Genomic DNA, 24,162 nt, shown 5'->3' with positions numbered 1-24,162 from the left:
GTGAGGGGCCGGGGCTCGCCGGGAAGGGTGTCGAGGGCGGCGGCTTTTCAGAAGCCTTCGACAAGGTGGTTCTTCGCCAGTGCGACCCCTCACCCCAACCCTCTCCCCGGCGGGGAGAGGGAGCTGATTCCGCTCGCATGGCGAGGCTCTCGATACATCCCGCGCACCGCCGCTTGAACCCTCTCCCCTCCGGCGAGAGGGCAGGGTGAGGGGCCGGGGCTCGCCGGGAAGGGTGTCGAGGGCGGCGGCTTTTCAGAAGCCTTCGACAAGGTGGTTCTTCGCCAGTGCGACCCCTCACCCCAACCCTCTCCCCGGCGGGGAGAGGGTGCTGATTCCGCTCGCATGGCGAGGGCCCCTCGACACATCCCTCGCGCCACCCATGTCGCACTTCCCCACCGCCCAGTGTTCCCCGTCGTGCCACGCCCTCCGCAAACCGGGCACCACCGACCCACGGGGACCACCACATGTCCAGCCTGCACGCCTCCCGGCCCGCCGCCACCCGGCGGTTGGCCGTCACCCTCGCCGTACTCCTGCTCGGCGTGAGCGCCACGCACGCCCAGCAGGCCAATCCTTCCCGCGGCAACCCGCTGGCCACGCCCAACGATTCGGGCTGGGTGCAGACCACCACGCCCACCGGCCGCATCGACCACAGCAACGCGTTCTTCCAGGGCTTCGGCAGCAACGGCCGCACCTGCGAGTCCTGCCATCGCCAGGCGCAGGGCTGGTCGGTCACGCCGCAGGAGCTGCGCCAGCGTTTCGCCCGTACCAGCGGCATGGACCCGGTGTTCGCGCTGGTCGATGGCGCGGTCTCACCGTTGGCCGACGTCTCCTCCGTCGAAGCCCGCCGCAGCGCCTACGCCATGCTGCTCAACCGCGGCCTGATCCGCATCGGCATGCCGATCCCGGCCAACGCCCAGTTCCGCCTCACGGCGGTGGACGACCCTTATGGCTACGCCAGCGCCCATGAGCTCTCGCTGTTCCGCCGCCCGCTCCCCTCGACCAACCTCATCTGGCTCACCGCCGTGATGTGGGACGCGCGCGAGACCTTCACCCCGTTCAACCCGCCCATGGACGCCGGCATCGACCTGCAGAACCTGCGCAGCAGCCTGGCCCAGCAGGCGCGCAACGCCATCCTTGGTCACGAGCAGGCCGCGCGTGCGCCATCCGACGCGATCATCGACAGCATCGTCGAGTTCGAACTGCACCTGGTCACAGCGCAGGTGGACGACAAGGCCGCCGGCCGTCTCAACGAGGCCGACGCGCTGGGCGGGCCGGCCATCCTCGCCCTGCAGCGCTTCTGGATCGGCATCAACGACACGCTCGGCAACGACCCCACCGGCGATGCGTTCGACGAGAACGCCATGCGCCTGTTCGACAACTGGGACGACCCCGGTCGGTTCAGCCGCGACCGCCGCGGCCGCGCCCGCGCCGCCATCGCCCGCGGCGAAAAGCTGTTCAACTCGATGCGCATCAACATCACCGGCGTCGCGGGCTTGAATGACGTCACCGGAAAGGCGGTCATCCGCGGCAGCTGCAGCAGCTGCCACAACGCACCCAACATCGGCAACCACTCGGTCGCGCTGCCGGTGAACATCGGCATCGCCGATGCCAGCCGGCGCACGCCCGACCTGCCGCTGTACACGCTCACCAACATCGCCACCGGCAAGAGCGTGCAGACCACCGATCCGGGCCTGGCGCTGCGCACCGGCAAGTGGGCCGACATCGGCAAGTTCAAGGGCCCAATCCTGCGCGGCCTGGCGGCGCGGCCGCCGTACTTCCACAACGGCTCGGCCGCCACCCTCGACGACGTCGTCGCCTTCTACGACACCCGCTTCCAGATCCACATGAGCGCGCAGCAGAAGCGCGATCTCGTGGCGTTCCTGTCGGCGCTCTGAGCGCCCATGGATCCTTCCCCCGCCCCCGCGGGGAAAGGTGCGCGAAGGGCAGTTGGGGGCGCTCCTGAACCCGCACCGCTCCTTCCGCGATCGGCACCGTTCCGCCGGCCACCACCGCCTCCCTCCATGGAGATTCCCACCATGTCCCGCCTGCTCGCACTGCTCTACGGCGCCGTCGCCTACATCGTGTTCCTGCTCACCTTCCTCTACGCCATTGGCTTCGTCAGCGGCCTTGGCGTGCCGCGCACCATCGACGATGGCCTCACCGATCCGACGCCCATCGCGCTGGTGATCGACCTCCTCCTGCTCGGCCTGTTCGCCGTGCAGCACAGCGGCATGGCGCGCCCCGCGTTCAAGCGCTGGTGGACGCACTACGTTCCCGCGCCGGTCGAGCGCAGCACTTACGTGCTCGCCAGCAGCCTCGCGCTGATTCTGCTGTTCTGGCAGTGGCGCACGCTGCCGCTGGCGATCTGGCAGGTGGACAACCCGCCGGCCCGCTGGGCGCTCTACGCCCTGGCCGCGATCGGCTGGTTGCTGGTGCTGACCGGGACCTTCGTGATCAACCACTTCGACCTGTTCGGCCTGCGCCAGGTCTGGTCCTACGCGCGCCGCCGCGGACCGCAGCCCGACGCGCCCTTCGTCACCCGCGCCTACTACCGCATCGTGCGCCACCCGCTGATGCTCGGCTTCCTCATCGCCTTCTGGTCCACCCCGGACATGAGCGCCGGCCACCTGCTGTTCGCGCTGATGACCACCGGCTACATACTGGTCGCGGTGAAGTGCCTCGAAGAGCGCGACCTGGTCGCCCAGTTCGGCGACACCTACCGCGCCTACCAGCGCGACGTGCCCATGCTGCTGCCCTGGCGGTTCGCGCGCGGGCGGGGCAGCGCATCGGCCGGTTGTCCGCTGGGCCACACGGCCGGCGGTTCGGAACATCTCCCGCACTGAGTCCGGGCGCGTAGGGCGGGCTTCCGCTCACCACCCTCACGGCGAGGCCATCACCGGCCTCGCCATCACGATGTCCCGCTGCGGATCGCTGCCCACCGCGAACACATGCTCGCCCACCGGAACGAAACCGAACTTCCGGTAGAACGCGATCGCCCGCGGATTGCGCTCCCACACACCCAGCCAGACCACATCCGAACCGCGCGCCCGCATCGCCGCGAGGCACGCATGCATCAGCGCCTGCGCGACGCCCTTGCCGTGCCAGTCGCGGGCGACGTACAGCCGCTGGATCTCGCCCGCCGCCACACCTGACACGCAGCCCGGTGCACCACCCCAGCGAAGCTGCGCGAACCCGACCAGCCGCCCGTCCTCCTCACCAAGCAACGTCAGCATGTCCGGGCTCGCAATCTCGCGCGCCTGGATCGCCTTGCCGTAGCTCGTGCGGCAATGAAGGTCCATGTCCTCGGCCGTATTCGCCGCGCCAAAGGTATCCCTGAAGGTGGCTTCCGCGAGCTCGGCGAGCTGCCTGGCGTCACTGGGACGGGCTGTGCGTATCGGGGTCACGGTGCTTGCGTCGGTGTGCCTGGTCGAGCGCATCGCTCACCTGCGACGAGAAGCCCCTGCGCGAGGTGAGTAACGCTGAAGACGTGAACCTGCGCCTCTGCGCTCAGCTGCCTTCCCCGGGACCAAGCATGCGAATGGTATGCAGCCACTGCTCCACCAGCTCGGGCCAACGTCTGATCGGCAGCTTGCTCGGGCGCAGGCCGAAGGCGTGGCCGCCCTGCGCGTAGAGGTGCAACTCCGTGGGCACGCCCGCCTTCTGCAGCGCCACGTAATAGGCCAGCGACTGCTCCACGCCATCCACGTGGTCGTCCTCGGCCTGCAGCAGGAAGGTCGGCGGCGTGTCGGCGGTGACGTGGATGTCCGGCCGAAGCTTCAGGTCGGTCTCGTCGCGCGTGGCATCGTCTTCATCCTCGTGCACCCACAGGTGGCCGGGGTAGAGCGCGATGGCGAAGTCCGGACGGGAGCTCAGCCCGTCGGCATCATCCACCACCGGGTACGTGCGCCGCTCGAAATGCGTGCTGACCGCAGCGACCAGATGCCCGCCGGCGGAAAAACCCATCACGCCCACCTTGTGCGGATCGACATGCCACTGCGCCGCGTGCTGGCGCACCAGCCCCAGCGTGCGCTGCGCATCCTGCAAGGCCGTCTGCACCTTGGGGTAATAGCGGTGGCCATCCTTCCATGTCGGCCCCGAATCGGGCACGCGGTACTTCAGCAGCACGCAGGTGATCCCGCGCGACGTCAGCCAGTCGCAGATCTCCGTGCCCTCCAGATCCATCGCCAGCATCTGGTAGCCGCCACCGGGAAACACCACCACGGCCACGCCCGTGTTGTGGTTCTGGGGCGCGTACAAGGTCATCGTCGGGCGGCTGACGTTGGTGACCTTGGGCCAGTCCGCGGCGACCGCCTCCGGCTTCGGGTGCGACAGTGCGTCCGGCACCTTGCCGGGCCAGATCGGCACCTGCACGTGACCGGAGGATGGCTGCCAGACGGCCGGGCGCGCCTGCGCGTCGGTGCAAGCAAGCGCGAGCAGGAGGAGCAAGAAAACGGATTTGTACGTAGTCATCTGTTCCACTGCCTTGGCAAAGCGCATTTTGCAGCAACCCGGCCATAAAACGGCGTCGGCCTGAACGACCTGTCAGCGCTTGTCTGCGAGCTGCACCTGGCTGGTGCTGTCTACCCGCACATGCGTCTGGAAGTAGTACTTCCCGGTGGGATGGCCGTTCTCGGTGAACTCGATCCGGACCCGCCTGGCGGTGCCCGTCACGACGATCCGGTGGTTCTCGAGCTCCTGGAGTGACAGGCCCAGATGCTCCTCCAGCTTCGGGACGAGCGTGGTGGGCATCCGGACGGTCAGGTTGCGCTGGTCGTGGTAGTCGGCCTCCGAGTTGAGGAACGACCAGGGGCCTTGCTCGCCCGTCGCCTTGACCGTCATGACGAAGTTTCCGCGCACGCCATACGTAGGGTCGTTGTTTGCAGCGCGGATGGCCTCCACAGGCTCAACCCAGCCTTGCGGCGTTGTCGCAACCGTTGAGCACGCGCCTAGCGACAGCAAGAGCAGGACAGTGAACAGCAGACGCATGATTTCCTCCATGAGAGTCAAACGGCGACGAAGCCGTTCGCCTTGAATAATTTGTCAGCTGCCGCGCCCGTTGTGGCGACAGCTACCAAGAGAATCTCGTCGACGGCCTGACGCTCAAGTTAAGCCGATTTGCAGCGCGCATCTAACATGGCAGGCTCTTCCTGCGTAGCGACGCAATTCCGGCTTCAACACATGGTTAGGCCACAAGGCTCGTCTTCGACTACGGCGGTTGGCTCGCATGCTGCGACTGCTCGCAACCTCCGGAGCCTCAGTACAATCAACTCGGCAGGCCGTCCTGCCTGCAGGGTGCCGGCTAGCGGGGCTTGCCGAGGCGAGTTCGTGGCCAAAAGTCCAGCCGGCATCTTTCCAAAAGACAGGCATCGAGCTCATTCGGCCTAACAACTCGTTCAAGGCGGACGGCTCCGCCGCAGCTTAACTCCAGCGCTAGGTGACATATGAAGCATATTGCTGCCTTGATACTTTTTCTGGCTTGCTTTAGCGCTCATGCTGATTGCCAAGACGAATGGCTTACGTACAACTCTCCAGCACAGTGGTTGTCAGTGACCTATAGCCAAGGCTGCTACCAAGGCGACTTGGTTCTCTCGTATTCAAAAGAAGGGCCAAGACGACCAGACACAGGTGAGCATTCGATAGAGATCCCTTTTAATCTCGAATGCCCATTAAAAAAACAGGACAAAAATGGAGAAATAATCGAGTTCAGCTGCCGCAAGGACGGGGTATCTCCACTGGCCGGAGCAACCTATCGCTTCAAGCTAATAAAAACCAGCCTCGAATGTGACGGCGTCGTCCAGCCAGATTGGGATCATACCTTTATATGTATTAAAGGTTGTGGCCCTAAAACTCCCAGGAAATTATTTGTGCCCTTCGGCGAAGGGTGTTCGTGACAATGTAGTCACCTAACAACTCGTCCAAGGCGGACGGCTGCGCCGCCGCCTAGCTCAAGCGTCAGGCCGTAGCGTCGAACGAGGCATGGTATGTGACCCGTCCAGAGGGCACGGCGTCGTGGAACGCGATCGCCTGGAAGTACTGAGCTGGGACGCCCGGCAGTACAAGTCCCCGCTCGGGCCTAAAGCCGAGGCGGGCGTAGTAGCCAGGGTCTCCGAGCACGACGCAGCCCGCCGCCTCCAATGTGCGAAGCTCCGTCAACGCACGAGCCACGAGCCGCGTACCCAACCCCCGCCCCTGGTGCTCGGGCAAAACAGACACGGGGCCGAGGCCATACCAGCCCGCCGTGCCATCGGATAACGTCACGGGCGACACGGCAACATGCCCGACTAGCTGCCCGTGCTCCTCTGCGACAAGGGATACCACCAGCTGGCCTGCGTCCCGAAGCGCTCTAACGATGTGCTGCTCAGTGCCACTGGAGTGCTCAGCGGAACGAAAGGCGGCAACGGTTACAGCCTCAATGGCATGCGCGTCTGCAGGGCTCTCGTTTCGGATATCCATCATTCCCTCATACGGCCTGACGCCAGAATTAAGTGGCGCGCGAGTACGCGCGTCCGCTTGGACGATGGTTAGGCATGGAGGCGTGGCCGGCAACTTCAGTCACAAGCGGGGTCAACATCCAAAGTACGAGGGGCTCGCTCGCAATTGTCGACGCATTGAAACTTGTATTCTTCCGCAGCAGCGATCTCACCACAGTCCTTCGCCGAGCCGAGTTGAAGCTTCTTATAGGTTGCTCCTGAAAGCGGGTTTCGTGGATTTATACGGCATTCGAACCCGTCGACATCACTTGCCCACGCACATTCCTTGGAAAAGTCTAAAGTGCCCAACAACGCTGAGTAGTCCTGCCTCTTGGTCCCGGCACGATAGACGTAGATCGCGATCGATGGATCCTTGGGTACTTGCGCCACGTCGATGAGGATGCAGGCATCACTGCCACAGTGAGAGATGGGGCTCCAATCGTCCGCGCTCGCTGTCGAAGCAACAGCCAGAGTGATTAGGGCGAACAGGATTGATGACGTTCTATGCATGTCGGCCTAACGCTGGAGTTAAGCAGCGGCGGAGCCGTCCGCTTTGAACGACCTGTTAGGCGGCTTAGTATCCATCTGCCGTGATGGTTAAGACCATGCCACCCATGTCGCGATCTTCGTCATATTTGATCGTGATGTTGGTACCGCGTTCGTCGGTGCCATAGGGGAACGAGAACTCGGCTCGGGCGAGTTGCACGTGCAAGCCAAATTGCGTCCCCTCCGACAGGCAAGCCAGTGCTTGCTCTGCGTTGTTGCCAGAGAATTCGATCATGCCGTAGCTCATAAGGTGGACACACACGACATCGGCAGGCCCGTAGTCGTGGCTGACACAGCGTTTTGCGAGGAATGCGGGGGTGGACGAGCCCTTAAAGTTCTGGCCCCATGAGGTGTGAAACTCGATGCTTCTCGTTTCACGCGGCCCAACCGAGGCGACAAACCTTCTAAGAAGACCGCACAATGGATCTGGCGAGGCCATCGCTTCGGCTTGCCACAATGTCGTCATCGCTAACAAGGTCAGGACCAAGAGGGGCTTCATATCTATTGCCTAACACCAGAATTAAGCCGAGCCGCGAAGCGGCTTCGGCTTGAATGACTTGTTAGGCAGCAGGCTCACGGCGTTGAATATGCGCCAGAGACTTTGCCCAAGGTCTTGCTGAAGTCGAGTCCATAGGCTACATGCTCGCCAGAGAATGTGTTACCCGTGACGGCCCCGGCATACGAGTCATAGGCATCACACATAGTGTTGATTAGAAGCACCTCTAGCTTGCCGTCTGCCATAATGTAGGCAGGGCTCTTGGTATAGCCATTGACGTCAGTCAGTACGGCGGCCTGTTTCCAATCGCCGGAAATGCATGTATTGGCCGGACGGTCAGTGAGCTCAAACTTTAGCTCCCTTACCTCTTTCCCGGCGCTGTCCGTTTCAACAAACGAGACCGTCGGATAGTGGCTCCTGACCTCAGCGCTGCAAGCAGAGGCTAAGAGGATGGCTGCTGCAGTTGCAAGGATTTTGATCATGCTGCCTAACGCTTGAATTAAGCCGACCCCGCGAAGCGGGTTCGGTTTGAATGAATTGTTAGGCAGTGGGCAAGAGGTTTGCACGACCCGACTCCTGAAAAATCTGATGCGCTGGCTCCGAACAGTCTACGGGCGAGAATCGCTGTCCTGACCCGAAAGATGCGGAGAATACGTTGGAAATTGCTTGCGCTGTGTCCGAAGAGCTATGAAACTCTGGGACTTTGGCAGTGATCTTGGTGATCTCGGCGTCAAACTCGTCTGCCGGAGCGCCCTCCGCGAGGAGGCAGTACGGATCCCAGGCGCGAATGACGCGGCCGATGATCTCAATTGCTTGCTCATAGTCGCTGCGATCTTTCACTGCCGCCTAACGCTGGAGTTAAGCGGCGGCGAAGCCGTCCGCCTTGAACGAGATGTTAGGCCTAGGCCGCAGGTTTGGAGGGCAGGTTGCGCAGTAGGCCCTTTGCGGCAAAGAGGAAAAGCACCAAGCCGATGACTAGGGCCGGCCAGGCCAAGGCTGAGGTGAAAGCAGGAAAGTAAGTCATGGCGAGAACCCCTGCAGCAAAATCGAGAAGCACCCGACAACGATAAACATTCATAGCTCGGCGCCGCTCAAATTTTGAACCCGCTGACGATTGCTTTCGAGCATCGGTGATCCTTGGTAGCTTGTTGCCTAACGCCCGAGGTAACCGGCGCAAAGACCGCGTAGCGGGATTTGCGCTCGGTTGACCAAGTTGTTAGGCCGGTGCCACCGATGACGCCGGCTGGGCCCAAGGGCGCCAGGTGTTTGCTAACAGATAAACACCGATGATAGTGCCAATAGGGAACCCGATTAGAAGGATAACGCCAATTACCATTGAACAGATGCGCCCCCAGCGCGTGCACGCTTTTGCGCCCTTGGCGGTGACGAAGTGCACCACAAGGAGAACTGCAAGCAAAGCTAGGGGTGCGATGAGAGCTGCGTCGAGCTGGTCGAGGTGCGTAGCGATGAGAGCGACAATGAGGGCGATAAGTACGAGGTAGAACCAGTACAGCGCGCGGTGTACGCGAAAAACTTTGATGTTGCGTTCCATCTCGATCCCCCTTGTCGTTACGATGGTCTAACGCTTGAAGTAAGCGGCGGCGGAGCCGTCCGCTTGAATGAGAAGTTAGGGGGCCGCAGGTTAACAAACTAAGTGCAACACCCGCGGCGCCCGAAAGAGGAGTGGTGAGCTGGCAGACTGGAGGGGATCACTCCGGCAAGAGACGATCCCTCATGTACCACCAGCTCACCGAGCAGGGACGATACACCGTGAGGGTTCTCCGACGACAAGGCTCGTCGCTGCGCGCCATTGCCAGGATCTTGGACAGGCACCCAAGCACGATCAGCCGCGAGATTCGCCGCAATGCCTGCCACGCCAATGATGGCGCTTACCGCCCCAGCAAGGCCCAGGAACGGACCAATGGCAGGCGGCGGCGCTCACGTAGCGTGCGCCAGCACGACCAAGAGATCTACGAGGCCATCGAAGGCATGCTACGGGACAAGCAATGGAGCCCGGAGCAGATCGCCAACTGGTTGATGGGACTGGCGTCGCCCGGATCAGCCATATGACCATCTACCGCTATGTGCGCGAGGATGCCAAGTACGGCGGCGTGCTTCGGCTTTGCTTGCGGCAGGGCGGTAAGCGCCGGCGTAAACGAACCTTTGGACCGGAGAAGCGTGGGCGCCTGCAAGGGAAGCCGATGATCGATACCCGGTCAGAGGAAGTGGAGACCCGCATGGAACCGGGCCACTGGGAGGGAGACACGGTGATTGGCGCGGCTGACGAGCGCGATTGCCTTCTCACGCTCGTCGAGCGCAGCTCTGGCGTGGCGCTGGTGGCCAAGCTACCTAATCGCACGACTGCGGCGGTCAACAGGGCGGCGCTGAAGCTCATACGGACGAGCGGGATGCCGTTCAAGACCATCGCCTGGGACAACGGCACCGAGTTCCATGGCTACAAGGCGTTGGAGCAGGCTGCCGCGATACGTTGTTACTTTGCCTACCCGCAACGGCCATGGGAGCGTGGCAGCAACGAGAACTTCAACGGACCATTGCGACAGTACGTCCCCAAGCGCCGCAACCTCGCTCACGTACGACAACACCACTGCGACCTCATCACCGCGAAACTCAACCAGCGCCCCAGGAAACGATATGGTTACAAAACGCCAATCGAAAGACTTGAAGAGCTACTCGGGATGTTGCACTTCGAGTGTCAATTCACCCTTGACGCCGTTGGTGGGTACGATCGCCATTTTTCGAGATGTTCCATGATCGGTATGAGCCCTTGGTTTACCACGACGCCAGCTGCAGCAAAACACAAAAGGTAGTACCACGGATTGGTGCTGAAGATAGTGCTGAACACGCCAGCCAGGGCCATAAGGAAGATGCCGGCCAAGCAGATGGCGGAGAATGCTCGCGACACCGAGCCATCACCTAGCAACTCTGCCCAGCGCCCTTGCACAACGCGATCCCAGAACAGATGGCCAGCAAATACCGTGATGTAGCCCATGGTATAGCCATAGACCGTTAGTGCGAATTTCTCGAGTTCGTGTGCGTGAAAAAATGCGCCGAGTTGAAACGAGCCCAGCCACAGCAAAGTGCCCCAAAAACCAATCTGTGCCTGCCACGTCTTCATGAACTTTCCCTGTTGAGTCTAACGCTGGAATTGAGCGGCGGCGTAGCCGTCCGCCTCGAATGATTGGTTAGGCCCGATCTCGGAACAGTACACGGCCGTCGCCCATGTTTAGAAGGAAGGCTTTTGGAATGAATAGCTGACTTAGGGGTTGGAGTTCATTCATCCGGTTTTTGTAGAGCAAAGTTATAAGTACGATCAGTCCTGCCATTGCGTTGAGCAAATTTATCAACGTGGCTTCTTCGAAGTGCTGAGAACGATGGTGCTTCACCTTATTCGTTGCGGTCCACCAAGAAGGTGGATTCTGAGCGCTTTCCCAGCTAGACCACGGGTGAAGCTCTATCCCGAACCTGGGGATAGTGGTAAGAGCTTTATGAATGGTCGGATACGTGGCCGTAAGTTCTGTTTGATATTTGCCGATGCTCGCTGCTTTCGACGAACCTGAAATGCTTCTACAAACAATTTTTGCAAGAACGTCGACCTCTGAGGAAACCGCCATCAACAGACGGGCAACTTCGATGGAGTAACAATGAAAGTTGCTTTCAGCGAACTCGATCCAGCGTGAGAGTCTGATGACGTCTTCCTCTAGGCAGAGAAAGTAAGTCCAGTGCGGGTGCGTTTGGATTTTCGACGACTTCACGATCACTCTCTAAGGGCCTAACGCTGGAGTTAAGCGGCGGCGAAGCCGTCCGCCCTGAACGATTTGTTATTTCGCCTTGCTGCGATAGGCGCGAGCGTCGTTGATGAACCACTCTAACATTGCCCACTTGTCTAACGCTGTAGCGTCATTACCCATGCTGCGTCTTATTTCGAGAAGCAATATGCCAAAAATTGACATCATCTCTCTGACGGATTGTTCTGAGGGCTCACGTTCGCCAGAAGAAAAAAAGTACTGCATAAGATCATTGTATGCGGTGACGACCCCGTCTGAACCAATCAGGGCCAGTTTGAATGCACACTTGCGATAGTCTAGTGACAGCGCCTTCTGAGTGCCCAGGCTGGCTTTGTCCTTGTTCTTGTTTTTTGGGTCACTCCTCCATGCCTCATCGGTCATAAGCATGATCATGAAGGGCTCGAGTATTTCGTTGTAGGTAGCAACTCTGTCCTCACGAAGAGCTTGTTCGAGCGCGAATTGGCGCTCAATTCTGTTACGTATCTTCCAGCCGACGATACCCAGGGCTGCGACAAGTATTGGCGTTGCGATAGCGCCAATCGCTGCCAAGTAATTTAGCCATATGGGGGTGCTAGGGATCATTGGACATAACGCTGGAGTTAAGCGGCGGCGAAGCCGTCCGCCTTGAACGAGTTGTTAGGCCCTTAGAGGCCAGGCTGGAGCTGCGCTGCTCGTGTGAGGTCGTCAACAACTACGAAGAAAACATTGCCAAAGTCCGGCCTTATGCGCTCGTACGAGACAGCCCACTTGCAGTTTTTAGAGAGGTCTTCGAAGCGAGCCGCCGGAGCATAAAACTTTGCTAGGTCCACGCCCGATATCTGGGCCTTGCGATTGGCGATAGCAATCACTTCGGCTTCAGTGAGCAGTGGAGTGTGCCTCGCGCTCGGGCACGCAGCATGGCCGACGCCCTCGAAGAACAGGGTGAGGATGATGACTTGCAGCCGGCGCAGCATAGTGGACGGTTTCCCTCGTAGGCCTAACGCTGGAGTTAAGCGGCGGCGAAGCCGTCCGCCTCGAACGGGTTGTTAGGTATGCGCCAACGCTAGCGCGATGTCGACAGGAACAAGAACCAGTAGGGCGACCACGCCCAAGCAGCCTGAGTTACGAGACCTGAACGAAGTGACCTGCTCTTGCGAGGGCCGCGACTGCAACCATTTGGCATGGCAGGCCTGACAGAAGAACGTGGTCTTGCCGTTGCGCCAAGCCTCGATCGTGCGGCTCGTGTGCCGAGCGGTTGTGTTGCAGCGAGCACACTTGAAGAACTGGATGGGAGGCTGGCGTTTTGAGCCCGGCTTGGTGAGTAGCGAGAGCACGACAGCCAAGATAACGGCCGCACCGAAAAGCACTTCCAATGTCATGAGACTTTCCCTGCTGCCTAACGCCCGAGGTAAGCGGCCGACGGCCCGCGCAGTGGGGTGGCGGTCCGCTTGACCGAGTTGTTAGGGGGCAACAGCCGCGCCCCCGAAGTATTGACGAGTCTTGGAGCTGAGCAGCGCCCACAGATTGATTGTGAGCTCGAATGAAGCACGTACAGCGTTTGCGACGACCTTGGGAGCGATACCTTGGCCAAGCGCACTATTAGCACTGCCGATGAGCTGGACATTTTGAATGATGAGCGTGCCAAAGAAGACAAGTGCAGCCAGAAGCATGAGATACCGCCCGTAAGGCTTGCCAAGCAGGGCGATGACGGACGCAACGAGGAGAAAGCTCGGAGCGCCGAGTGCTGAGACAGCCGCCACACCGCTAGGGCGAAGTGCGACTGGCACCCGCGCGGATGCTAGAAGGAACACGACCAGACCAATGGCGAGGACACCAACCAGCATGTTCAGGACAGCCGCGACCCAAAGGCGCTTTGGCCGCTTGCGCGCACTAGTGTCCATCATTGCCCCCTAACGCTGGAGTTAAGCGGCGCGCGGTACGCGCGTCCGCTTGGACGAGTGGTTAGGCACGGGCGTGAGCTACAAGCGGCAATGCCCATGCCACGAGAGGTGCTGACACGAACGATAGCCCCAACGCTGGTGCGAAACCTAGCCCCATGGGACCTAAGCTGAGAGAGCCATAGAAGAGGGCGGCACACATGGCGCCGGTGCCAAGAGTGGGAAGGAGATGCGGCACGGTGCGGATGCGAGCAGTAGACCAAGAGAACGCGCCAAGGCTGGCCAAGAGCCCGAACAACCCGAAAAAGAGCAATGAGAGCCCAGCCATGTCTGGCTCGGCGTCTTTGTGCGCGAGATAGTCTGTGGCCGATACGGCGATTGCCAGGAAGCCGATGAGAAATGGCGCGATGCGCTTCATGGATAGCCTAACGCTGGAATTAAGCGGCGGCGAAGCCGTCCGCCTCGAATGAGTGGTTAGCGCCCAACATACAGAGCGAGGTTCTTTTTGAACACAGCCCAGCAGAAGGCTAAGCCACAGAGGAGCAGCACCAGATTGAGCGCCAGCATGATGAAGAATAGCTGCGGCTGAGTGGCGAGGCTGTAAGCGTGTCTCTGATGTTTGCCGAATGAGACTTCGCCGACGGAGATCGCATGTGTGGTGTAAGCGACGAGGAAAATTGCAACGCTGATGCCAAAGTAGGCTGACGACAGCATTTCACGTAATGACTTCCGCTTGCTCTGTGATACCCAGAAAGGCGGAACGAAGGCGGCTGCGAAAAGTCCTATAAACCACAAAATTAGAAGTGTCGCGGACATGGGAGCTAACGCCTGAGTTAAGCGGCGCGCGGCTTTTCGCGCGTCCGCTTGGACGATGAGTTAGACGCCTTGCGGAACAGCTTGGGCAGCGCGAATGAGATTGCCGATGGCAAGAGACCGAACGCGGCAACGATGCCAACTGTAACCCAGAAGAAAGAGCCGATGGCGTGGAACGTGTTTGCCCAAATGTCGTGCGGCGCGCCTGCAATACGCGAACCGTACTCGGAGTAGAACGCGAAGCTCCCAAGTGCGACGAGCAGGCCAAAGAATGCACCGGCCACGCTGGTGCCAATCAGTGTCTGGCGTAGCTGGATGGGAGTGCGCATATGGGTTCTTGGCGCCTAACGCTGGAGTTAAGCGGCGGCGAAGCCGTCCGCCTTGAACGAGTTGTTAGGCCACTCCGCGGGCACTTCGCCTGCGAGTTGAGAGAAGGTAAAGCGCGGTGGCCTGGCACGCGCCGCAACCTGTGAGCCACGTGAGCTGCACGAATGGGGATTCAAACGCCCTTGGGAACAGTTCGTAGAGAAACCCGGTTGTGAATGACGTAGGTAGCGATACGAAAGCCAGCAGCAGGCCTGGAAGCAAATGCTCCTGAACCCGATGAAGCAGGGTTACCTCAGCATACCAAGCCCAAGCGGCTGCCAAGACTACGGTAGCTGCATACAACAGAGCCAAGGTGCGGGCGATCTTTTTCATGGGGCCTAACGCTAGAGTTAAGCGGCGCGCGGTACGCGCGTCCGCTTGGACGAAATGTTAGGCCCTGACGCCGAGAGACAGCACCAAGACCGATAGGAAAAGCATGGCCAACTGTAGCAAGGCGAGCAGTGACTGCCACTGAGACCGACGAACGACGGGTTTGATGCCGTAGATAAAGTCACCAAGCTGGGCGTTTTTGTAGCCTCGCCAAGCGCCGCAGCGATGGATAGGTAACGAGGCATCCGCAAAAAACTTGGTGAACGCCAAGAGACTGAAATTCGCTTGAGGCCTAGCCACCTCGGCTTGCTGCTCAATTGTGGAGAGCGCCGCAAGCACACCGAGTGTTGCTGCCCCGAGCCACCGAGAGAGCAGACCCGTTAGCAACGATAAAGCGAATAAGGCAAAGGCCCAAGCGAGGTTGCCCACATAGACATGCGGCACAACCACGTCGAGGTGTGCAACCAAGAAGGCGAAGCTGGCGCCAGAAACTGCAAGAAGCCAGCCGGTGAAGGCTGCAAGGGATGACGATGCTGCGTGCGCTGTACCGAGCAGTGCGTTTCGCGCGGCCAGTTGTTCTTGAGGGTACCGTTTGCCCCAGGGCATCGCTCTTCCTTGGCTCTTAAGGCCTAACGCTGGAGTTAAGCGGCGCGCGGCTTTTCGCGCGTCCGCTTGAATGAATTGTTAGAGCGGTCTTGCCAGCCAGTCATGGGCACATGCCGTTATGACAGGCGATCGAAAAGTTGATGCCGGAGAATACTATGAGTAGTGATGGCACATAAGCGGCCAATACGAAAGCCCGGACGACTTGAGTTTTGAAAGGAAGCATGGCAACGCACCACGTTCCGATTGCAACCCCAAGTAGGAAGAAGCCTTGGAGTTGTATCCAGTTTAAGTGGCTGGGGCTTCCGGCTGTGTACAGCTCCCAAGCCACATACCAAGCAAGAAGAAGAGGCACAACAAGCGCGCCAGCTGCCAAGGCCAAAGAGCGTATAAGGCTAGGATTCACTGCTTCACTCTAACGCTGGAGTTAAGCGGCGGCGAAGCCGTCCGCTTGAATGAGTAGTTAGGCGACAGGTTCAATGTCATCTGGGAAGGCCCCAGCCTGTTCCCACTCTTGGCTCGTGAAGTCCTCTGGGATGTTTCGCCGACGCCACGCCCGGTTGAGGTGAGCATAGATGTGGCCCAGGTCTATACGGAGCTCTACCTCCGAGTACTCGGGATTTGCCTGGATTTCCGCGAGCATGGTGCCTAGATGTTCGTGTGCGTCTTCTAAGTCGTCCAGTAGGAAGGACCAGCCGAGAGGATTGGAATCGCGGTTGATCATGTTCCCTGCCTAACGCTGGAATTGAGCGGCGGCGAAGCCGTCCGCCTCGAATGACTGGTTAGGCCTAGTAGCCACGTAGCGCACTGGAGAATCGACCCTGTGCATCATAAAGGTAGAAGTCGTCCGAATCGATTCCATAGCTTCTAACTCCATCGATGCCGTGGGTAATTGGAATAACAGAGACTGACCAACCACCATGAATAAGTGGCGATGCTCTGAATTCGCAGCCTTTCGCGTACTTTGCGCAGTAAGTGGCCGACCGGGTCTTCGCATCTGCCAGAGCTGCGTCCGACGGCGCAACTAGGCCTGTTCTAGATGCGCATCCCACAAGAGCTGCAAAAAAGATTGGCAACGAACAAATGTGCGGTCGCATACGCCTAACGCTGGAGTTAAGCGGCGGCGTAGCCGTCCGCCTTGAACGAGTAGTTAGGCATATGCCCACAACAGCATGCAACCTAGTGGCACAAGCGCAAACAAAGCTACGACGCCGAAGCAGCCAGAACCAGAAGAACTGTGCCGCGAGAATTGCTCGCGCTCTTGTGGTGGCCGGGACTGCAGCCATTTGGCGTGGCAGGCTTGGCAAAAAAACTTGGTCTTGTTGTTGCGCCAAGCCTCAATGGTGCGATTGTTGTGCCTCGACAGAGCCTTGCAGCGTGAGCACTTGAAAAACTTCTCGGGTGGCTGGCGCTTGGGCAGCAGCCAAGCGATGAAAGCCAAGACAGCAACAACTGCGACGACAATGCCAAAAATCATTTCTGGCGCCACGAACTCCCCCTATGCCTAACGCTCAAGTTAACCGGCCGAAAGTGAGCCAGGATAAATGGTTGTCGCAGGAGCCTATCCGAACGAGGTCCGGTTGAACGCGTGGTTCGGGAGCGAGAGGGGCGGACGGCGCGCTCATTGCTCAGAGCGCGCAGCTTTTGAAAGCGGGCCGACGCGACGAGGCGTCGTGACCGAAACCAGCAAAGCGCCCGCGGCGCCCGGATCAACACAGTTATCCGGGCGCCGCGGGCGCTTTGCTGAGTATCCGTGGCCACGATGGCTCGTCAATCAGGGTGCTCCGCTTACTTACGTAGGGACTTCCCATCGAGCCAGGTCCGCCGCTCTCGATGCCGAACGCTTAGTAGACCCCGATTCGGGGCATATGCACCGATCCTCTCCCGCCGCAGACGCTTGGTCAAGCCGGAGGAATTGCGCGTGGGCTCAGTCCGTTGGCTGCGCCCGTGAGGCGTTGAATCCGCTTGGGCGGTCTTTGCATATCGGCTGAAACGGGGTGCTATTTCGTATGCGTCGGAAATGGAGGAATAAACCGTATGGAGCGCGCTGGGGCGGAGGCGCGCGTCGTCGCTGAGCTGGCGGCTACCGCAGCCCAGCTGAAGATACGGGCGCTTCGTGTAGCGACAGGTACAAGGCTTCAAACGCCCTCGCCGTGTGATCGGCGTCCTCGCGCATGGCGCGGCGTTGCGCGGACCAGGCGAGTTGCAGGCGGAGGTCTTCGTCGTTCAACAGGCGTTCGATCGCATCGGCGAGGGTGGCACTGTCGCCCGGGGGAACGGCAAGAGTGGCAGCAGGGGACCATTCGGCGAGGTGGCCTGCGGCGGTGCCGGCGGTGGGTACGCCGGCGATGGCGGCTTCCAGCAGCACGAGTGGTCCGGTTTCGTGCCGCGAGGACATGACGAGCAGATGCGCGGCACTCATGAGCGGGTGCAGTTCGCGTTGCGTGCGGAAGCCGAGGAAGCGGACGTGGTTGTCCAGGCCGAGCTGGGTGGCGAGGCGTTGGATTTCGCCGTCGAGCGTGTCGACGCCGACGATGTCCATGCGGAAGTCGATCCGTCGCCTGACCAGTTCGGCCAGCGCGCGCAGCAGGGTGGGCTGATCCTTGACGCGGTTGAGGCTGGCGACGTGGAGCAGGCGGGCGGGGCCCGGGCCGCGGCGGCGGGGGGATTGCGGGGGCCAGGTGGTGAGGTCGACGCCCAGGGGGACGCGTTGGGCCTTGATGCCGAGGGCGCGTAGCGCGTCGATGACCGGGGCGCTGGCGGCGGTGACCTGGTCGGCGCAACGCAGGACGATGGCTTCGCTCAGGCGGCCGCGCCAAGTCAGGCGGCCGCCGTAGTGGATGTCGCGCAGGGCGACGAGTTCGCCGCCGGCGACGTGCACCAGGATCGGGCAGTGCAGCCACAGGCCCGCGGCGGCAGCGACCTGGCCGCCGCGGCCGGAGAAGATGGCCTGGATGCGGTCGAACGGGGCGCGGCGGTGTTCGGCGGTGATCGCGCGGATAGCGCGCCAGCGTTGCCGGCCGTCGCCAATGTTGTGGACGGTGGCGCCGGCAAGCGGCCAGGTGGCGGGCTCAGCTTCCTGGCGCAGCGCGAAGACGTGCACTTCGTGCGCCTGCGCCAGCCGCTTGATGAGGTGCAGCAGCGCGGGAATGACGCGGCATTCGCCGCTACGGTCGACGCCGCCGGGGACGACGAGGGCGAGTTTCACGCGAGGCTCCCGGGCCGGCTCTCGATGGCGTCGGCAAAGGCGTCGCGGCGGCTCTGCAGGGTCTGCAGGTAGGCCTCGCGCCAGCGTTGGCCGACTGCGGCGAAGGAGAGTTCGGCGTCGAAGTGGGCGCGCACCTGCTCGGGCGGCGTGCGCTCGAGCGTGGCGGCGACCAGTGCCTGCGCCAGCGCGCGGGCATCGCCACATCGCCACAGCCGGCCGATCTTGCCGTCGCCGGTGAGTGCGCGGAAGGACGGGATGTCGCTGAGCACCGGTACGGTGCCGCAGGCCATCGCCTCCAGCGCAGCGAAGCCGCAGCTCTCGGCGCGGCTGGCGGAGAGGAACAGGTCGGCTGCCTGCATCAGGGTTTCGATACGCGCGTGCGGAACCTTGCCGAGCAGATGCACGCGGCCGGCGAGCCATGGATCGCGCTCGATGCGTGCGCGCACCTTGCCCATCAGCGGCGCGCTGCCGTACGCGCACCAGAGCTGCAGGCCCGGCAGTTTCTGCGCGGCGAGCGCGATGCCGTCGAGTGCGGTGAGCGGGTCCTTGCCGGCTTGCAGGTGACCTACCCAAAGCACGGCCGGATGGCCGTACAGGCCGGTGTCGACGCGGGCGCGGGCACGGTCGCCCGGCTGGAAGCGGCTGCTCGATTCGGGGATCGCGAACAGCCGCGTGGATGGTCGCAGCACGCCAGCCGCAGCGAACGGCCAGGCCAGCTCCGGCGCGGTGAATGCCACGCCGGCCATCGTGCGGTAGCGCTGGCGCCACTGCCAGCGACGCCACCAGCGCCGCGGCGCGCGGTCGGCATGATCCTGGAACAGGAGCGGCACGTGCGGCAGGTGCCGCGCCAGGGCGTGGGATTCTTCCGGGAAACCCAGGCTGTGCACGTGTGCGAGCTCCACCCCGAGTGCGGCGAGCAGGGTGGCGACGCGCCGTCCGCGCTCTCGGCGGCGCGTGCCGCGCACGTCGACGAAGTGGTAGTCGACGCCGTGGCGGCTCAGCCGCTCCGCGTGCGAGGCCGCCTGCACCACGCAGATGCGCGTGCCGGCGCTGGCCGCCGCCTCGGCGATGTCGGCCAGCGCCGGCCAGCGCTCCAGCACTTGTGCGCCGGCAAGCCCCGCCGGCGCGGGCAGGAAGCTGATCTGCGCCACGTGCGGGGTCATCGCTACAACCCCTGCACCTGTGGCAGACGCAACTGCACGAAGCGGTTGGCCAGGCGCAGTTCCCACGGACGGTCGTAGTGGCCGACCCGGTAACGCCAGGCAGCCATCGCGCTCAACGCCTGCTTGGCCCAGTGCGGCGCGCGCATGTCCTGCACGGTGGGGTAGCGGCAGCGCAGCACGGTCACGAAGTCGTCGATGCGCCGGCGCAGGCGTTCGTCCAGCCACGGGGCGTCGGCGTGGCAGGCGTAGTTCACCCACTGCGGCTGCGCCCATTCGTCGGGCGTCTCGGGGAACACCACCGGCAGGCCCTCCAGGTCGAACAGCGGCGTGGCGCGGTGGCGGCCGCGGTCCTTCGCGTGCATCGAGCTCTCCGGCAGCGGCGTGTAGATGTAGATGACGATCTCGCAGGCCGGGTTGACGCGCTTCAACTGGCGGATGAAGGCGAAGGTCTGCTCGGTTTCCTCTTCGGTGTTGGTCGGCGGCGCGACCATGAAGGAAAACTCGGGGATCACGCCGTGACGGCGACAGACCTCGGCCACCTCGAGCGTCTGGTCCGGTCGCGTGCCCTTGCGGATTTCCTTGAGCATCTGCCCGTCGGGCGACTCGGCGCCGATGTAGGCCATGCGCAGGCGGCTCTTGCGCACCAGCTTCCAGCTTTCCTCGGACAGGTTGATCAGCGCGTCGGCGCGGGCGAAACACCACCACGGCAGCTCCAGTCGCGCCAGCACGTCGAGCAGCGGCACCATCTCCGCTTCGCGGTCGAAGAAGTTGTGGTCGAAGAACTGCACCGAATCGGCACCGAGTTCGTTCTTGAGGTGGCCAAGCTCGCGCTCCAGCCTCGCCGCGGCGGGCAGTGCGGTGGCACCGCCGAACATGGCCGCCACGCCGCAGAAGGTGCAGTGGTAGCGGCAGCCGAGCGCGGCCTGGTGCGCGACGGTGCGGTGGCCCAGGAAGGTGCGCGAGAGGTACTTGCGCGGATCGCCGAGCTTCTCGTAGGGCAGCAGCGGCGGCGGGTTGCCGCGCGAGAACGGGCGCGCCCGGTTGTGCACGATGCGCTCGCCGTCCTTCCACGAGAGGCCGGCGATGGCGTGCAGCGGTGGGCCGTCGCCGGTCAGCGCGGAAACCAGCTCAAGCAGCGTGTCCTCGCCCTGGCCGCGCACCGCGTAGTCGACGTAGGGCGCATTGAGTGCCGCGTCGGTGAACAGCGTGGGGAAGTAGCTGCCCCAGATGATCGGCAGACCCGGCGAATGGTCGCGGATGGCTTTCGACAGCCGGATGGCCTCGGGCACGTGTGGACCGCCCATCACCGTCAGGCCGACCGCGTCGAACGATTCGCGGTCGAGCACGCGCAGCACCTCGGCCACGGTGTCGCGGTCGATGTTGCCGTCGATGATCCTGCTCTCGCCATGGCGGTCCAGCGCGGCGGCCAGGTTCAGCAGCGCCAGCGGGAAGCGCGCACTGTGGCGCGAGGCGATGGTCGGGTTGATCAGCAGCGTGCGGGGTCGGCGGGTCATGGCACGGTCACGGTGGGGAAGGGCGCCGGCGCAGCCGGAACACCAGCGCCACCGGCACCTCCAGCGCGACGCGGTCGAAGTGCGCACCGTCGGGGATACGGGTGGGATCGAGCATGGGTTCGCGCACTTCCTCGATGGCCAGGTCCAGTGCGGCGCAGGCCGCGTGCCAGTGGCTGTAGAGGTGCTGTGTGTGGCGCACGGCGTAGCGCTTTCCGCCCGCCTTGAAGTCGCGCAGCCAGCCGAGCGCGGGGCCGATTGGGTGGATGTCGCTGATCAGCAGCGCGCCGCCGGGGCGGGTCACGCGGCGCAACTCGGCGAGCGCGGGGCCGAGCGCTTCGAGATGGCCGATGACCAGGCCGCAGACGGTGAGGTCGGCCAGCGCATCGGGCAGGGGCAGGGCGGTGAGGCGGGCCTGAGCTACCTGCAGCGGAGCGCTGCCAGATGGCACCGCGGCGGCGCGCTGCAGCATCGCCGGGGAGAGGTCGACGCCGGCCGCGCGGGTGGCGCCGCGGCGCAGCGCGTGACGCATGTAGCGGCCACTGCCGCAGCCGGCGTCGAGCACGGTGAGGCCGGTGAGGTCGGCAGGCATCAGTTCCAGCATCGCGCGCTCCTCGGCCTGCATCACCGGGTTGTGCGCGTGCGCCGGGTATTCGGGCGCCCACAGCGCGTAGGCGGCCAAAGGATCGAGCACGGGGGGCAGCGACATCAGCGCGCTCCGGCGACGGCGAAACATGGCGCGCTGGCCGTGGCACCGGCGGCCAGGCCCGGTTCGAGCGCGAGCAGTGCGCCGTCGGCCAGGCGGCGGTCGATGAGTTTTGGACGGCCATCCAGTGTGACCGGCACGGTGTCGATACCGAAGGCGGCAAACCAGTAAGCGAAGTCGGGATCGGCGATGCGCGGAACGCCATCGCGCACGACGGCGCGGATCTCGCTGCGGGTGAGGCCGAGCAGGTTGCGCACCGGATCGCCGCCCCGGTCCTCGACGATGAGCAGGTCCGCGTACGCGCCGGGCGACAGGCGGCCGCGGCCGGGAAGGCCGAGGATGCGTGTGGCGTCGCGCGTGGCCAGGTCGAGCAGCTGCGCGGGCGTGAGGCCGTAGCGGTCGAGCGCGAGGCGCAACTCTTCCAGCAGGTCACGCTCGCCGCTCAGGCGCGAGTCGCTGCCCAGCAGCAGGCGGCCGGCTTCGCACAGCCGGCGCGGGTCGAGGGTGTGGCCGAGCAGGGCGCGGTTGCTGCCGGGGCACCAGACCACCGCGGCGCCGCCGGCGATGACGCGCTCGATGTCGCGCGCACTCAGGCCCACGCCGTGCACCAGCACGCTGTTGGCGGCGAGGCAGCCGAGGCGGTCCAGTTCGGCCAGTTCCGCGCGCGCGACCGCGTCGGTGCCTTCTGCGAGGTGGATCATCCACGGACGGTCGGGCGGCGTGGCGGCGAAGCTTGCGCACACCGGCGGGCCGTAGTTGGGGCCGGCGAGTGCGTAGCTCCACTCGAAGTCGCGCAGCAGGGCGACCGGGAAGTCGGGGTCGTCGAGCGAGGTGTGCCAGGGATCGTGGTGGACCACGCAGGTGGTGCCGGCGAGCAGGTTCTTGAGTGCACCGTGGCGCAGGCGCAGGGCCATGGGTCGTGCCAGCGCGGCGATCACCGACGGCTCGGCGAAGTGCGCCTGGAACGCGTCGATCCACGCGTAGCTGTTCGGGAAGGGCGCACCGCTGCGCAGCGGAGGCACCGCGTTGATGTGCAGGTGCTCGTGCGCGTTGATCAGGCCGGGGAAGACCAGGTGGTCGCGCAGGTCGATACGCAGGGCGGTCGTCCACGCGGCGGGCGCCATCTTTCCACGGTGGATGGCCAGTGCGCCCCGCGCCACGCCGCTGCCGCTCCACCAGCCGGCGGCGAGCAGCAGCGTGTCGGGGCGGGCGCGCGGGTCCATGCCGTCAGCGCCGCTGCATCACGATCAGGAAGTGATCGCCCATGCCGCGCAGCAGCGGCCAGCCGCCGAGGCGGTCGTCGAGGCGGCCGAGCCGTTCGGATGCGGCGGGGTGGCGGCGGCAGAACTCGACCAGGTAGGGCGGTGGCAGGAACAGGCTGAGCGCGCGGTGAGAGGCGAGCGTGAAATGCGCGGCGAAGGCGCGGTGGAACTCGCGCGGCGAGTAGTAGCGCGTCCAGATCACGTGGCGATTCATGCCCACCGCCATCGGCTTGCGCGCAAAGCGCACCGCGGCGCGACGGAAGCGGCCGCGGATCGCGTAGTGGCCCAGCTCCCACGGGCAGAGGCGGCCGATCACCGAGAACACCAGTTTCCCGCCGGGGCGCAGCAGGCGCGCGCAGTCGTCAGCGACGGCGCCCAGATCAGGGGCGCAGTTGAGCGGGCCGAAGTTGGAATAGATGCCGTCGAACTCGCCGCTGAGGCGGTCGAGCTGCTGCACGCCGAGATGGGCGGTGGCGACCTGGCTGGCAAGACCGCTGGCAGCGGCGCGCGCGTGGGTGCGCTGGACCATCTGCGGGGACCAGTCGGTGGCCAGCACGCCGTAGCCGCGGCGGGCGAACTCCACGGCGTCCAGGCCGGTGCCGCAGCCGAGGTCGAGCAGGCGCGAGCCGGGCGGGAGTTCGCGCTGCACGGTGTCCCACAACTGCACGCGCATGCGCTGGATCAGTTCGTTGTTGCCGCGCGGACCGTCATAGTCGGGCGCGACGCTGTCAAAGGCGCGCTGGGTGTCGAGCAGTTGGGCCTCGCTCAGCGTCCCGTGGGGCGCGATGGGCGGGGCGAGGGGGAGTGGGCGGTTCATGCTGTCCTCGCGTGGCGCCATGCGCAGGCCGCTGGCGTTCCGTGGCTCGACCGGTGAGTGCCGGGTGCGCGGGGTGGGGTTGAACCTGAGGTGCAGGGCGTTGCGCCCCGTCTCCTGGGAAAAGGTTCGGGGTCACCGTCCTGTCCAGACCTTCGAAAAGCCTCCAGCCTTCGTGGTCACGGTAGGAG

Annotated in this window: 26 protein-coding genes and 1 pseudogene; 4 read left to right on the top strand and 23 right to left on the bottom strand. The window is 63.4% G+C overall.

The genetic code is table 11. The features are described 5' to 3' along the window. The first annotated feature begins 464 nt into the window (after positions 1-464). Both ACFWZ3_RS16640 and mddA read left to right on the top strand, forming a co-directional pair. Positions 465-1,895, top strand: coding sequence for a hypothetical protein (locus ACFWZ3_RS16640; RefSeq protein WP_439708792.1), 1,431 nt, complete (start codon positions 465-467; stop codon positions 1,893-1,895). Between the two features lie 141 nt (positions 1,896-2,036). Then, positions 2,037-2,843 carry a methanethiol S-methyltransferase gene (gene mddA / locus ACFWZ3_RS16635; RefSeq protein ID WP_439708791.1) on the top strand — a complete coding sequence of 269 codons (807 nt, stop codon included), beginning with the start codon at positions 2,037-2,039 and terminating at the stop codon, positions 2,841-2,843. 36 nt (positions 2,844-2,879) lie between these two features. Here the strand turns inward: mddA and ACFWZ3_RS16630 are convergent, their stop codons facing one another. The 3 genes from ACFWZ3_RS16630 to ACFWZ3_RS16620 form a co-directional block, all read right to left on the bottom strand. After that, on the bottom strand, positions 2,880-3,404 hold the full coding sequence (locus tag ACFWZ3_RS16630; RefSeq protein WP_439708790.1) for a GNAT family N-acetyltransferase: 525 nt from the start codon (positions 3,402-3,404) through the stop codon (positions 2,880-2,882). A gap of 103 nt (positions 3,405-3,507) precedes the next feature. After that, entirely contained in the window at positions 3,508-4,470 is a 963-nt protein-coding gene (locus ACFWZ3_RS16625) for an alpha/beta hydrolase (RefSeq protein WP_439708789.1), read from the bottom strand. Positions 4,471-4,542: 72 nt separating this feature from the next. Further along, positions 4,543-4,986, bottom strand: coding sequence for a hypothetical protein (locus ACFWZ3_RS16620; protein ID WP_439708788.1), 444 nt, complete (start codon positions 4,984-4,986; stop codon positions 4,543-4,545). A 455-nt stretch (positions 4,987-5,441) separates the two neighbouring features. Between ACFWZ3_RS16620 and ACFWZ3_RS16615 the strand changes: the two genes are divergently transcribed. Beyond that, on the top strand, positions 5,442-5,891 hold the full coding sequence (locus ACFWZ3_RS16615) for a hypothetical protein (protein WP_439708787.1): 450 nt from the start codon (positions 5,442-5,444) through the stop codon (positions 5,889-5,891). 61 nt (positions 5,892-5,952) lie between these two features. Here the strand turns inward: ACFWZ3_RS16615 and ACFWZ3_RS16610 are convergent, their stop codons facing one another. The 5 genes from ACFWZ3_RS16610 to ACFWZ3_RS16590 all read right to left on the bottom strand — a co-directional run bounded on the left by ACFWZ3_RS16610 (position 5,953) and on the right by ACFWZ3_RS16590 (position 9,064). Further along, positions 5,953-6,453: a GNAT family N-acetyltransferase gene (locus ACFWZ3_RS16610; protein WP_439708786.1), complete on the bottom strand. Its 501-nt coding sequence runs from the start codon at positions 6,451-6,453 to the stop codon at positions 5,953-5,955. A 591-nt stretch (positions 6,454-7,044) separates the two neighbouring features. Then, the gene (locus tag ACFWZ3_RS16605; RefSeq protein ID WP_439708785.1) at positions 7,045-7,515 is read right to left on the bottom strand and encodes a hypothetical protein; all 471 of its coding nucleotides are present in this window, start codon (positions 7,513-7,515) and stop codon (positions 7,045-7,047) included. A 74-nt stretch (positions 7,516-7,589) separates the two neighbouring features. Then, complete coding sequence (locus ACFWZ3_RS16600) at positions 7,590-7,994, bottom strand: hypothetical protein (RefSeq protein ID WP_439708784.1); 405 nt, start codon at positions 7,992-7,994, stop codon at positions 7,590-7,592. A gap of 58 nt (positions 7,995-8,052) precedes the next feature. Further along, positions 8,053-8,352 (bottom strand): DUF1871 family protein, encoded by a 300-nt coding sequence (locus tag ACFWZ3_RS16595; RefSeq protein ID WP_439708783.1) that lies wholly within the window; start codon positions 8,350-8,352, stop codon positions 8,053-8,055. A 376-nt stretch (positions 8,353-8,728) separates the two neighbouring features. After that, positions 8,729-9,064 (bottom strand): hypothetical protein, encoded by a 336-nt coding sequence (locus ACFWZ3_RS16590; RefSeq protein WP_439708782.1) that lies wholly within the window; start codon positions 9,062-9,064, stop codon positions 8,729-8,731. A 182-nt stretch (positions 9,065-9,246) separates the two neighbouring features. Between ACFWZ3_RS16590 and ACFWZ3_RS16585 the strand changes: the two are divergent. Next, positions 9,247-10,226 (top strand): annotated as a pseudogene (locus ACFWZ3_RS16585) (IS30 family transposase); the annotation flags it as partial. Between the two features lie 489 nt (positions 10,227-10,715). Here the strand turns inward: ACFWZ3_RS16585 and ACFWZ3_RS16580 are convergent. The 15 genes from ACFWZ3_RS16580 to ACFWZ3_RS16510 all read right to left on the bottom strand — a co-directional run bounded on the left by ACFWZ3_RS16580 (position 10,716) and on the right by ACFWZ3_RS16510 (position 23,974). Next, positions 10,716-11,285 (bottom strand): hypothetical protein, encoded by a 570-nt coding sequence (locus ACFWZ3_RS16580; protein ID WP_439708781.1) that lies wholly within the window; start codon positions 11,283-11,285, stop codon positions 10,716-10,718. A gap of 66 nt (positions 11,286-11,351) precedes the next feature. After that, positions 11,352-11,867 carry a hypothetical protein gene (locus ACFWZ3_RS16575; protein WP_439708780.1) on the bottom strand — a complete coding sequence of 172 codons (516 nt, stop codon included), beginning with the start codon at positions 11,865-11,867 and terminating at the stop codon, positions 11,352-11,354. A 95-nt stretch (positions 11,868-11,962) separates the two neighbouring features. Then, positions 11,963-12,271: a hypothetical protein gene (locus tag ACFWZ3_RS16570; RefSeq protein WP_439708779.1), complete on the bottom strand. Its 309-nt coding sequence runs from the start codon at positions 12,269-12,271 to the stop codon at positions 11,963-11,965. 72 nt (positions 12,272-12,343) lie between these two features. Then, on the bottom strand, positions 12,344-12,676 hold the full coding sequence (locus ACFWZ3_RS16565) for a hypothetical protein (protein WP_439708778.1): 333 nt from the start codon (positions 12,674-12,676) through the stop codon (positions 12,344-12,346). A gap of 81 nt (positions 12,677-12,757) precedes the next feature. After that, positions 12,758-13,141, bottom strand: a complete 384-nt coding sequence (locus ACFWZ3_RS16560; RefSeq protein ID WP_439708777.1) for a hypothetical protein — start codon at positions 13,139-13,141, stop codon at positions 12,758-12,760. 528 nt (positions 13,142-13,669) lie between these two features. Further along, a complete protein-coding gene (locus tag ACFWZ3_RS16555) occupies positions 13,670-14,011 on the bottom strand; it encodes a hypothetical protein (protein ID WP_439708776.1) in 342 nt (113 codons plus the stop codon). Between the two features lie 17 nt (positions 14,012-14,028). Beyond that, a complete protein-coding gene (locus ACFWZ3_RS16550) occupies positions 14,029-14,337 on the bottom strand; it encodes a hypothetical protein (RefSeq protein ID WP_439708775.1) in 309 nt (102 codons plus the stop codon). Between the two features lie 427 nt (positions 14,338-14,764). Continuing rightward, complete coding sequence (locus ACFWZ3_RS16545; protein WP_439708774.1) at positions 14,765-15,310, bottom strand: hypothetical protein; 546 nt, start codon at positions 15,308-15,310, stop codon at positions 14,765-14,767. A gap of 1,147 nt (positions 15,311-16,457) precedes the next feature. Further along, complete coding sequence (locus ACFWZ3_RS16540) at positions 16,458-16,796, bottom strand: hypothetical protein (protein ID WP_439708773.1); 339 nt, start codon at positions 16,794-16,796, stop codon at positions 16,458-16,460. Between the two features lie 594 nt (positions 16,797-17,390). Further along, positions 17,391-18,515, bottom strand: coding sequence for a glycosyltransferase family 4 protein (locus ACFWZ3_RS16535; protein WP_439708772.1), 1,125 nt, complete (start codon positions 18,513-18,515; stop codon positions 17,391-17,393). Further along, a complete protein-coding gene (locus tag ACFWZ3_RS16530; protein WP_439708771.1) occupies positions 18,512-19,678 on the bottom strand; it encodes a glycosyltransferase family 4 protein in 1,167 nt (388 codons plus the stop codon). Before ACFWZ3_RS16530 ends, ACFWZ3_RS16535 begins: the two co-directional genes overlap by 4 nt. A gap of 2 nt (positions 19,679-19,680) precedes the next feature. Beyond that, positions 19,681-21,192: a B12-binding domain-containing radical SAM protein gene (locus ACFWZ3_RS16525; protein ID WP_439708770.1), complete on the bottom strand. Its 1,512-nt coding sequence runs from the start codon at positions 21,190-21,192 to the stop codon at positions 19,681-19,683. A 7-nt stretch (positions 21,193-21,199) separates the two neighbouring features. Continuing rightward, positions 21,200-21,898 carry a class I SAM-dependent methyltransferase gene (locus ACFWZ3_RS16520; protein ID WP_439708769.1) on the bottom strand — a complete coding sequence of 233 codons (699 nt, stop codon included), beginning with the start codon at positions 21,896-21,898 and terminating at the stop codon, positions 21,200-21,202. Continuing rightward, on the bottom strand, positions 21,898-23,118 hold the full coding sequence (locus ACFWZ3_RS16515) for an amidohydrolase family protein (protein WP_439708768.1): 1,221 nt from the start codon (positions 23,116-23,118) through the stop codon (positions 21,898-21,900). Before ACFWZ3_RS16515 ends, ACFWZ3_RS16520 begins: the two co-directional genes overlap by 1 nt. Before the next feature lie 4 nt (positions 23,119-23,122). Next, positions 23,123-23,974: a class I SAM-dependent methyltransferase gene (locus ACFWZ3_RS16510; RefSeq protein WP_439708767.1), complete on the bottom strand. Its 852-nt coding sequence runs from the start codon at positions 23,972-23,974 to the stop codon at positions 23,123-23,125. Positions 23,975-24,162: the final 188 nt, after the last annotated feature.

Origin of the sequence: Frateuria sp. GZRR35 (assembly GCF_051900415.1) — a bacterium.
In the GTDB taxonomy this organism is placed as follows: Bacteria; Pseudomonadota; Gammaproteobacteria; order Xanthomonadales; family Rhodanobacteraceae; genus Frateuria_A.
This window is presented reverse-complemented; position numbering and strand designations above follow the sequence as displayed.

What these genes read in the sequence shown, in the direction of transcription:
- ACFWZ3_RS16640 (WP_439708792.1), top strand. Translation starts at nt 465, where the DNA reads ATGTCCAGCCTGCACGCCTCCCGGCCCGCCGCCACCCGGCGGTTGGCC.
- mddA (WP_439708791.1), top strand. Translation starts at nt 2,037, where the DNA reads ATGTCCCGCCTGCTCGCACTGCTCTACGGCGCCGTCGCCTACATCGTG.
- ACFWZ3_RS16625 (WP_439708789.1), bottom strand. Translation starts at nt 4,470, where the DNA reads ATGACTACGTACAAATCCGTTTTCTTGCTCCTCCTGCTCGCGCTTGCT.
- ACFWZ3_RS16620 (WP_439708788.1), bottom strand. Translation starts at nt 4,986, where the DNA reads ATGCGTCTGCTGTTCACTGTCCTGCTCTTGCTGTCGCTAGGCGCGTGC.
- ACFWZ3_RS16615 (WP_439708787.1), top strand. Translation starts at nt 5,442, where the DNA reads ATGAAGCATATTGCTGCCTTGATACTTTTTCTGGCTTGCTTTAGCGCT.
- ACFWZ3_RS16610 (WP_439708786.1), bottom strand. Translation starts at nt 6,453, where the DNA reads ATGGATATCCGAAACGAGAGCCCTGCAGACGCGCATGCCATTGAGGCT.
- ACFWZ3_RS16605 (WP_439708785.1), bottom strand. Translation starts at nt 7,515, where the DNA reads ATGAAGCCCCTCTTGGTCCTGACCTTGTTAGCGATGACGACATTGTGG.
- ACFWZ3_RS16600 (WP_439708784.1), bottom strand. Translation starts at nt 7,994, where the DNA reads ATGATCAAAATCCTTGCAACTGCAGCAGCCATCCTCTTAGCCTCTGCT.
- ACFWZ3_RS16590 (WP_439708782.1), bottom strand. Translation starts at nt 9,064, where the DNA reads ATGGAACGCAACATCAAAGTTTTTCGCGTACACCGCGCGCTGTACTGG.
- ACFWZ3_RS16570 (WP_439708779.1), bottom strand. Translation starts at nt 12,271, where the DNA reads ATGCTGCGCCGGCTGCAAGTCATCATCCTCACCCTGTTCTTCGAGGGC.
- ACFWZ3_RS16565 (WP_439708778.1), bottom strand. Translation starts at nt 12,676, where the DNA reads ATGACATTGGAAGTGCTTTTCGGTGCGGCCGTTATCTTGGCTGTCGTG.
- ACFWZ3_RS16560 (WP_439708777.1), bottom strand. Translation starts at nt 13,141, where the DNA reads ATGCTGGTTGGTGTCCTCGCCATTGGTCTGGTCGTGTTCCTTCTAGCA.
- ACFWZ3_RS16555 (WP_439708776.1), bottom strand. Translation starts at nt 14,011, where the DNA reads ATGTCCGCGACACTTCTAATTTTGTGGTTTATAGGACTTTTCGCAGCC.
- ACFWZ3_RS16550 (WP_439708775.1), bottom strand. Translation starts at nt 14,337, where the DNA reads ATGCGCACTCCCATCCAGCTACGCCAGACACTGATTGGCACCAGCGTG.
- ACFWZ3_RS16545 (WP_439708774.1), bottom strand. Translation starts at nt 15,310, where the DNA reads ATGCCCTGGGGCAAACGGTACCCTCAAGAACAACTGGCCGCGCGAAAC.
- ACFWZ3_RS16530 (WP_439708771.1), bottom strand. Translation starts at nt 19,678, where the DNA reads ATGACCCCGCACGTGGCGCAGATCAGCTTCCTGCCCGCGCCGGCGGGG.
- ACFWZ3_RS16525 (WP_439708770.1), bottom strand. Translation starts at nt 21,192, where the DNA reads ATGACCCGCCGACCCCGCACGCTGCTGATCAACCCGACCATCGCCTCG.
- ACFWZ3_RS16520 (WP_439708769.1), bottom strand. Translation starts at nt 21,898, where the DNA reads ATGTCGCTGCCCCCCGTGCTCGATCCTTTGGCCGCCTACGCGCTGTGG.
- ACFWZ3_RS16515 (WP_439708768.1), bottom strand. Translation starts at nt 23,118, where the DNA reads ATGGACCCGCGCGCCCGCCCCGACACGCTGCTGCTCGCCGCCGGCTGG.
- ACFWZ3_RS16510 (WP_439708767.1), bottom strand. Translation starts at nt 23,974, where the DNA reads ATGAACCGCCCACTCCCCCTCGCCCCGCCCATCGCGCCCCACGGGACG.